General features: G+C 69.1%; 7 protein-coding genes. 3 read left to right on the forward strand and 4 right to left on the reverse strand.

Going from position 1 to position 7,579, the window contains the following annotated elements; translation table 11 throughout:
• Nucleotides 1-587 precede the first annotated feature (587 nt).
• From ACFQ7F_RS44580 to ACFQ7F_RS44595, 4 genes are all read right to left on the reverse strand, one after another.
• Nucleotides 588-818, reverse strand: coding sequence for a hypothetical protein (locus ACFQ7F_RS44580; protein WP_383285070.1), 231 nt, complete (start codon nt 816-818; stop codon nt 588-590).
• A gap of 1,337 nt (nt 819-2,155) precedes the next feature.
• Nucleotides 2,156-2,359, reverse strand: coding sequence for a DUF6207 family protein (locus ACFQ7F_RS44585; protein ID WP_383285073.1), 204 nt, complete (start codon nt 2,357-2,359; stop codon nt 2,156-2,158).
• Nucleotides 2,360-2,705: 346 nt separating this feature from the next.
• Nucleotides 2,706-4,019, reverse strand: a complete 1,314-nt coding sequence (locus ACFQ7F_RS44590; protein ID WP_383285076.1) for a hypothetical protein — start codon at nt 4,017-4,019, stop codon at nt 2,706-2,708.
• A gap of 229 nt (nt 4,020-4,248) precedes the next feature.
• On the reverse strand, nt 4,249-5,517 hold the full coding sequence (locus tag ACFQ7F_RS44595; RefSeq protein WP_383285079.1) for a hypothetical protein: 1,269 nt from the start codon (nt 5,515-5,517) through the stop codon (nt 4,249-4,251).
• 416 nt (nt 5,518-5,933) lie between these two features.
• Here ACFQ7F_RS44595 and ACFQ7F_RS44600 point away from each other — a divergent pair, with 416 nt between their 5' ends.
• The 3 genes from ACFQ7F_RS44600 to ACFQ7F_RS44610 all read left to right on the forward strand — a co-directional run bounded on the left by ACFQ7F_RS44600 (nt 5,934) and on the right by ACFQ7F_RS44610 (nt 7,522).
• A complete protein-coding gene (locus ACFQ7F_RS44600; RefSeq protein ID WP_383285082.1) occupies nt 5,934-6,287 on the forward strand; it encodes a DUF317 domain-containing protein in 354 nt (117 codons plus the stop codon).
• Between the two features lie 107 nt (nt 6,288-6,394).
• Complete coding sequence (locus tag ACFQ7F_RS44605; protein WP_383285084.1) at nt 6,395-6,685, forward strand: hypothetical protein; 291 nt, start codon at nt 6,395-6,397, stop codon at nt 6,683-6,685.
• 15 nt (nt 6,686-6,700) lie between these two features.
• Nucleotides 6,701-7,522 carry a DUF317 domain-containing protein gene (locus ACFQ7F_RS44610; protein WP_383285087.1) on the forward strand — a complete coding sequence of 274 codons (822 nt, stop codon included), beginning with the start codon at nt 6,701-6,703 and terminating at the stop codon, nt 7,520-7,522.
• The last annotated feature ends 57 nt before the right edge of the window (nt 7,523-7,579 follow it).

Genomic DNA, 7,579 nt, shown 5'->3' on the forward strand with positions numbered 1-7,579 from the left:
GCCTGGCCCCGCCTTTGCCGCCGGGCGGGCCCACCCCACCCAACCACCTTTAGCTGTCCTCCCCCAAAACCCCCCTCTCCGCCACCCCGCCCCCCCGGATTCCACGCTGTGGAATCCGGGGGCTCTGTCGTCCGCGAACGTGCGGATGCCTCGTTAGGCTGCCGCAGTGATCCAGCCCTCCCCGCTGCCCGGCGATCCCTCCGCCTGCGGCATGGCGGCACGTGGCGTCGTGCACGACCGTCCGGCCCCGGTGTCCGGGCGCGGGTCGGACCACCCAGCCGGGGGCTGGCTGTGGTGGGGGGTGGGGGGGGGCCGGGCAGACGCCGGGTCGGCACGCCGGAAAGATCCACTCCTTCGATGGGCGTCAGCTGCCGATCGGTCACCCAGACGGTGTACTCGGCCGCCTCGACCCCGTCCGGGCGCGCCACCCAGGAGGGGAAGCCCACGAGGTATCGCCACGGATGGGGCCCGGCGACCTCTCGGCGCGCGTGGAGCCGGACCCGCACGGTCTGCCCGTCCGGCAGCGTCAGCGCTATGTCGGCCGGAGAGGATCCAGCCGCCCGCCGGTCACCGTGCAAGCTGGTCACCTACCGGGCCCGTGGTTCCAGCTCCAGCACCGAGGAACGGAGCGCCGCCCGCTGCCCGGCCCCGGCCTGCTGCCAGTAGGGGTGCCACCACACCTGGACCGACAGCTCCAGCAGGCGGCGGCGCAGGGCTGTCGTCCGCTGTCGATTGGCCGGGTCGGCCAGGCTTCGATAGGTCCGTTCCCAGGCACGCTGCGCGGTGACCAAGTCCTCGGGGAGAGCAGAGCAACGCATAGCAACTATTGCATCATGTGTTCGATTTACGGCGCATCCTTGCAGGTAGGCGGCCCGTTTCCTCGTGCGGTCGGCACTTCAGTTGGCATCGCTCGCCAAGTAGAACGCTCAGCGCATGGTTACCCCTGAGGTTGCTTCCCCGCGCGGTCAGGGGTGTTCAGTCAGGGGTCAGTGGTGTGTCAGAGGCGAGGACCTCGTTGTCCGACGTGGCGACGCTGCCATCGGTGAGCAGAGGCGCACGACCGATGAGCGCTCGGCGTCGTCCACGGCAAACAGTTCGTGGCCGGCGAGGTCTGTGTCCACGGCAAGCAACTTGCCGCCCCGCCAGACCGCCGCGGTCCATTGCGGGATACGACGCGTGATGCGCCTCGTTCACGGGGTCATGCGTACACGCCTCGTCGTCGACGGTGTCCGCCGGCGTACGTGTCTACGTGTACGGCCAAGGGTGCCTGTCGGGCCCTGTGGATCGTGTGACAGGTGGGCCGACCTGCGGCTTTCACAAGCGCACGTACTTTACTCACTTACTCACCCTCGCACTCACCCACAACTGCACGGCTCCCATCGCACCCGCAGGAGCCCCCGCCCCGCGATGTCGATGCATCAAATGCCTCGCGCGGGTCAGTGAAATCATCCAACTGCAATTTGCGGAACCCGCGCAAAATCTGTCGCGCGTTTCAGTGGGGAGAATTCAAATGGCTGCGCGCTAAATGTTCGAAGATTCTAAAGGCTGATTGAATTGGCCACTTGCGCTAGCGCAAGTGATTTGTGCTAGCCTCGCAGCGAAAACAAGCGAGGGCCCGCGCCGCCGTGGAAAGCTAGACGCGAGCCCTCTGTGCAATCGTGAGGGGCCTACCTTGCGCGTCACTGACGTGCGAAGTGGGCCCTTACCGGTTGCAGATCGCCTGCCACAGCGTCAATGTTGCCGTAGCGGCTTCGAGGACCATGTAGGCAACCTTGGCGGCCAGTTGGGTCCTCCGCACCCAGGGGGGCGGCGTCTCCCCCTCCCGTTCGGAAGGTGGATCTTCCTCACCCTGCGGGTGATTCTGCGGGTCGTGCATCATTACCTCCCTTTCCCGTGTGTGGGTCACACGGCCGTCGTAACCCACGGCGGTCTGGAAGGTAATGCGGGACGTACAGTATCACTATCGCGGAGTCGTCTCGGCGACTGGCAGAATCATGCTGGGGTGCGACCCTTTTAATTTACCCAACGGCCCCTGAGGTGGGTAACATTTTTAGCGTCGCTCCGCCGCATAACAGTGCAGGTCGGCCCCAACGGCAATTCATGACAGGGGGGCTCGCCGACCTCCAAGGCCGCGGGAGTCAGCTCTCCCACACCCTCAGTGCAGGGCCCAACTGCCGGTGGGTGCGCCCTCCTCGTCGACATCGGCGGGGTCCGTATGGCCGTACACGTGGACACGTACGCCCGGCTCGCCGGGGATCCGGTACGGGCGGCTCGGCCCGATGATGGTGTGGCAGCGACTCAGCGCCTCCGCCATCGTGGTCGCCGTCGCGTCATCGGCCCCGTGGATCGTGATGGACACCTATCCGAGCTCAACCTGGTGCAGCTTCGTCATGGCGGACATGACGGCGCCCGACCGGCCACTGGTTCGGGCCGGGCGGGCGCTTCACGCGATCAGGGGCCGGTCAGGCGTTGCGCCGCTGATGCTGCCCTCGTCGCTCGGCGCGTCCTGAGTGTGGTCCGGGTTCGGCGTCGGGTCGGTCGGGCTGGATGTCGTCGGCTCCTGGGGCAGGCGCGGCGGCATTGTGGGCACGGTCGTCCACGAGTGCGACTGAGAGGACTCCCCGGGCGGTCCGAACAAGCTGGACGTCACGCAGTCCCTGGACGCGATCGAGCGCCCCGTCCGGCCATACCTCGCGTTGTACTGCTCAGGGTCGGTCGGGCCAGAAGATCGACGAGGGGAGCCGGACGGAGGGCAGCTGTACCGCCTGGATCGGTCCGAGGACGGCTGCAGCAGCGCGAAAGGCTTCGTCGTAGGAGCCGGAGCCAAGGGCTTGAGCAGAGCAGGCAGGACAGTTACCGGGGCGGCGGGCATGACCGGCGCTGCGATCTCCGGAGCCTCGGACGTGTGCGAAGGCGTCGTCGGGAAAGTCGGCCCGCACGGCATGCCAGACCCCGACGCGTTCGTTGTCGGGTATCCCGGCCGCCACCGTCGGCCGCCTCGGCGGCAGCAGGCGTTCGTGGTCCTGGACGAGGAACACCCTGTCGGTGAAATCGACGCTGTCCCCCTCGGGACGCTCCTGCTCCAGCCACGCCCGGGCCTCCTCTCGGCTGCCCGGCCCCCACAGGTAATCCGTCGGGAACCGCGTGGTCTCGTAGCGGGTATCGAACTCCGCCCAGTGAGCGTCATTCCAGCGGCTGTCCGGCACGAAGGGGATGGCCCGCACCACGACGTGCTGGTACTCGTTGCCCTCCTGATCTTCCAAGGGGCCGGGGACGGCGAGAGCGTTGGCGGGCTCCATCCGCGCCTGCCCCGAACCGTTCCAGCTCAGCACGGCGATCTCCCGGCGCAGAGGCGCCGGGTACAGGCGCCCACCGGGAGTGGCCTGCCCCCACAGCTGGTTGATCAGCTCCGCCAGATCCTGCACGGTTCGGGCCGCCTCGACGGGGGTGTCGACATGGTGGCCGGAGGGATGGGCAACGTAGTTGCGCAGCCTGGCCAGCGCCTCTTCGACCGCGCGGCTGCGCCGCCCGCGGAGTAGACCCGCCGTACGCGCCCACAGGCGGAGCCCGTGCAGCATCCCGTTGAACTCGATGGCCTGGGTGCCGACGACCAGCTTCGCGCGTTGTCGCGTCATCCTGTCCGAGCGCTTCTTGACGTCGTCGTATGACATGACGGTGTAGGAGACGTCCGGGGCCTGGGGGGCGCGGAAGGTGATGATGCCGGCGCACCACTCCATGAAGCGGTCGCGCAACGCCTGCTCGTAGATGAGGAGCGTCTGGTCGCCGACCACGGTGTACACGTCGTAGCACAGCACGCCGTAGGCGAAGACGGTGCGCAGCCGCTCGAAGGAGTCGCGTGTTCCAGCCGCGACACTCGCCGTCAGGTCGCAGTCGGTGATCTGACGCTGCTGGAACTCCGCGGCGTCCTCGGGCTTCATGCGGCCGCCGAGCCCATAGGGGTTGAATGCCAGGGACAGATCGTCCGCGGCGCGCAACTCCTCAAGCGGCCGGATCTCCATGTACTTCTCCTCACGATGGGAAACGGGCCAGCCTGCACCTGCAGGCCCCTGGTTGGCCACCCCTTTCCCTTGGGGTACGTGAGTTCGACGGAAGTGACTTGAACAGCAGTTGTCCTTTGACAGTGACACCGTCCGGTATGTGCTCCACCGGTTCAACGAGATAGTGAACTACTGGTCAACCCCAGGCCGAACTGGGGCCCGTGGCCGCTGCCCTTCCCGATCGCCACCCTCACGGCGCGGGGTTACTGGGCACCTTCACGTTCATCTCGCCGCAGCCGACGCGCTTCGCTTCCGCCTTGACGTACGACGGCAGAACGGCAAGGGCGAGTGACTTGTCGTCGTGCGACTCGCTTTCCTTCCCCGGCTCATGCGCCACGAACGCGACCCGCCCGGACCGGCAGTCCGCCGTGTAGACGCTCAGGCCGCCCGCGTAGGCGCCCTGCCCCTCACCACCCATAGGCGTGGCCCGGTTTCCGAGCACCCGGGAGACAACGCCGGCCAGCTCCGGGTCCGCCACGGTCATCAGCCGGAGCCTGTTCGGGCCGAAGGGCTGGCGTACGTCGCACGCCCAGATTCCGTCCGTAGAGGACGCGCCTGGCTTCGTGCCCGGCGTGGTGCCTACGACCTCCGCCTCGGGCCCCTCAGCCCACCTGGGCAGTCGCACGCCCTGGATCCCGCAGAGCCGGTCGGCGTCGACGTCCGGCAGCTCGTTGCCCTCCGGGGCGCGGCGGAGCGTCGGCGGGTCGGAGTACGGGCCGTCGCAGCCATATCGTTCCATGACCCCGTTGGCCAACCGCACGACCGCGCGGGACATCGCGTCGAGGCCCCGCCGCGCGTCGACCACGTTCTGGCCCTCGGGGGCAGCCGCTTCCGAGGCGAGGGTGACCACCCGCAACGGCGGCTTCTCGCCCGGCTCGTACGAGCGTTCCTCACAGCTCGCGGGGAGCGCTACCCAGGCCCGGGTGGAGGAAGCCATGCCGGTGATCCCCTCGCCGAGCGGCGTCATACGGGAGGAGAGGTACTCCTCGGTCCAGCTCCATGCCTGCGCGCCCCGCAACTCGCCCAGCGTCCGCACCGACGCTGTGACCTCAGACTGCAGCTCGTCGGCCCCGAACCCCTGCATGCTGCACTCCGTGTGCAGGTCGTCCTCTGTGGCCCGGCGCAGCGGCAGCTCACGGCTGCGGACGTCCGTGTCCGAGAACAGCGCGTGCTCGACATCGGGCGAGAGCGAACCCCAGCACACGTCCCGCGCCACGAAGGGCAGTTCGTCAGAGCGCCACGCCATGACGCCTGACCCCAGCAGCGCCCCGACGAGCCCGCCGATGACAGCGATGCCACTCCGGCTACGGGACAACCGGCGCATCCGGCCCGGGCGCTCCGGCGCGGAAGGCCGGGGGGCGGGGGCCTGCCGTAGGGGCCCATCCACCTCGGGGGTCTCCGGCCCAGAGTTGACCATCTTGGAGCTCTCCGGCCCGGTGCTCTCCGGTTCGTCCGGCATCTCGTCCTTCCTCTCGGGGGCTGTCCTGGCGATCCGCGCGGCCCAACGGCCGGGCAACCGAGTCGTTGGGCAACGGTGGCGGACCGCCTCCCCGCTCGCCACCGACGGTCCGAGGAGGTTATCTGTCGGGTACACGCGTTCGGGGAGCAGGGCGGCCTCGCGGAGATGGAGCGATGGTGATGCCTGCCCCGCGTCACTCGGGAATCCGCTGGGGCGGCAGACCAGCCCCGACTAGATTCAATGTCAGAGAAGCCGAAACGACTGGGTTCGTTGTCAAACGCCTCGATTGGATGGCACAGGACAACAGTTCGCCGGGGGCAGACAGGAAAGACCACGGAAAGACTGGCCAACGCGGTCGAGGGCATGTCAACGTAGACGACCTTGCAGGAAACGCCAGGTCAGAGAGGTGATTGCCCGTGACCGTAGCGGCCATCGGCCCTGGTTTCTCCACCACCATCGAAGCTCTGCGGCTGCGCGAATGGCAGCTCGGCCCCGGGCAGCCCACGCTCGTGACCGACCAGTTCTCCGCGGACGACTTCCACCTGATCGTGGACGACCGCGCGGACGTGCACGTCAGCTCGAAGGACGGTCGTTTCTACCTTGGCTGGTTCCCGAACGGCCGACCCGGCACGGATGGCGAGGGATGGACGATCGCCGTCACCGGCACGGCCAAGATGCCCGGCTACCGCCTGTCGTTCGACACCGAGACGCCGGCCGATGTTGTCGCCGCCGCCGTGGCGCGCGTGCTGGAGACCTCACGTCGCGTATGACCGTGCTGACCGCCACCGCCGGTAGCTCTCACTCGGAGGGTCGGCCTGCTGTCAGCGGCTGGTCCGTTCCTTCGCTCCCCGTTTTCCCTCACCCCAGGAGGCTGTTCGTGACGTCCCCGGAGATGACCGTCGGCGATCTCATCGACCTGCTGTCCGGTTGCGACCGGAGTGCTCCCGTCCGCCAGGCCATGAACCCGTTCTTCCCGATGGCACACCGCCTGGCGCAGGTCGTGCAGTCGGTGGACGAGACCGGCCGGACCGTCGTCTACCTCGCCGAAGGGCGGGACGAGGACGCACAGCTGGGCCATCTGCCGCCCGAGGTCGCCGTCGCCCTGACGTGGCAGGGCCCCGTCCAGGCACCCCCGCGCCGCCCCCGCCGCCGTGCCGGCGGCAAGTAGAACCGCACCGAGCCCTTGGAGGCGCCCCTGTACCCCGACTTCCCGCTCGACCCGTCGACCCCGCGTGGCGGCCAGCCCGCGTTCTGGGTCGGCCCCCGGCATCTGGCCGGAGACGACGGGCGCCTCTACGACGCCGTCGCCGACACGTTCTCCGGTCTGGGCTGGACGAGCCTGACGATCGTCCGCGGACGGCACGAGCCGGACGAGGCACCGGAGGACCGCCAGGTCCTACGCAGCACCGTCCTGCACATCAGCCCCGACACCCTCCGCTGGGCGCAGTGGAGCCTGGCGGACGAGCCGTTCCACCTGGGAGACCTGCCGATCGCCTGGCAGATCTCCGCCCGCGCCGAAACGAGCAGCCCGCTCGCCTCGTGGTCGGCCTACTTCACCCCCGACGTCCCCGGCGAGGCCGTGGCCGACTTCCTGGTCGCGCTCGACGCCCGCGACCAGCCCGCCATCCCGCTCGCCGGCCCCGAGCTCGTCCTTGATGCCGTCGCCGCCCACGGCTGGCTCCGCGACATCGACCAGCCCCACGCGGCGGCGACGGACCCCACGTTCACCTCGCACATCAGCCTCGGCGAGGTACCGCCCCTCATCCAGGACGCCGACCCGCGCGCCCTGACCACCGAGGCCGACGAGGCGGGACCGTCCGGATGGCAGGCATGGGCCGAGCCCGCACTCGGCGCCCCCTGCCTGTGGGCGGTCTCCTTCGGGGCCAGCGTCCCGCACGATCTCGTGGCCGCCTTCGCCACCGCCCTCAGCTCGACCGCACCGGTCCTGCGCAGGGTGCTGCCCGAGGCCACCCAGGAGCGCCTCCTGCGCGCGCCAGCCATCTAACATCCCGCGCTCAGCTCCCAACGCACGAAGCCCGGCGCTCTCCCACTGGGAGAGCGC

The sequence above is a fragment of the Streptomyces sp. NPDC056486 genome (assembly GCF_042795295.1).
Lineage (GTDB): Bacteria > Actinomycetota > Actinomycetes > Streptomycetales > Streptomycetaceae > Streptomyces.

Excerpts from the sequence above, each read along its gene's own strand:
- ACFQ7F_RS44590 (WP_383285076.1), bottom strand. The coding sequence starts at position 4,019 with ATGGAGATCCGGCCGCTTGAGGAGTTGCGCGCCGCGGACGATCTGTCC.
- ACFQ7F_RS44595 (WP_383285079.1), bottom strand. The coding sequence starts at position 5,517 with ATGCCGGACGAACCGGAGAGCACCGGGCCGGAGAGCTCCAAGATGGTC.
- ACFQ7F_RS44580 (WP_383285070.1), bottom strand. The coding sequence starts at position 818 with ATGCGTTGCTCTGCTCTCCCCGAGGACTTGGTCACCGCGCAGCGTGCC.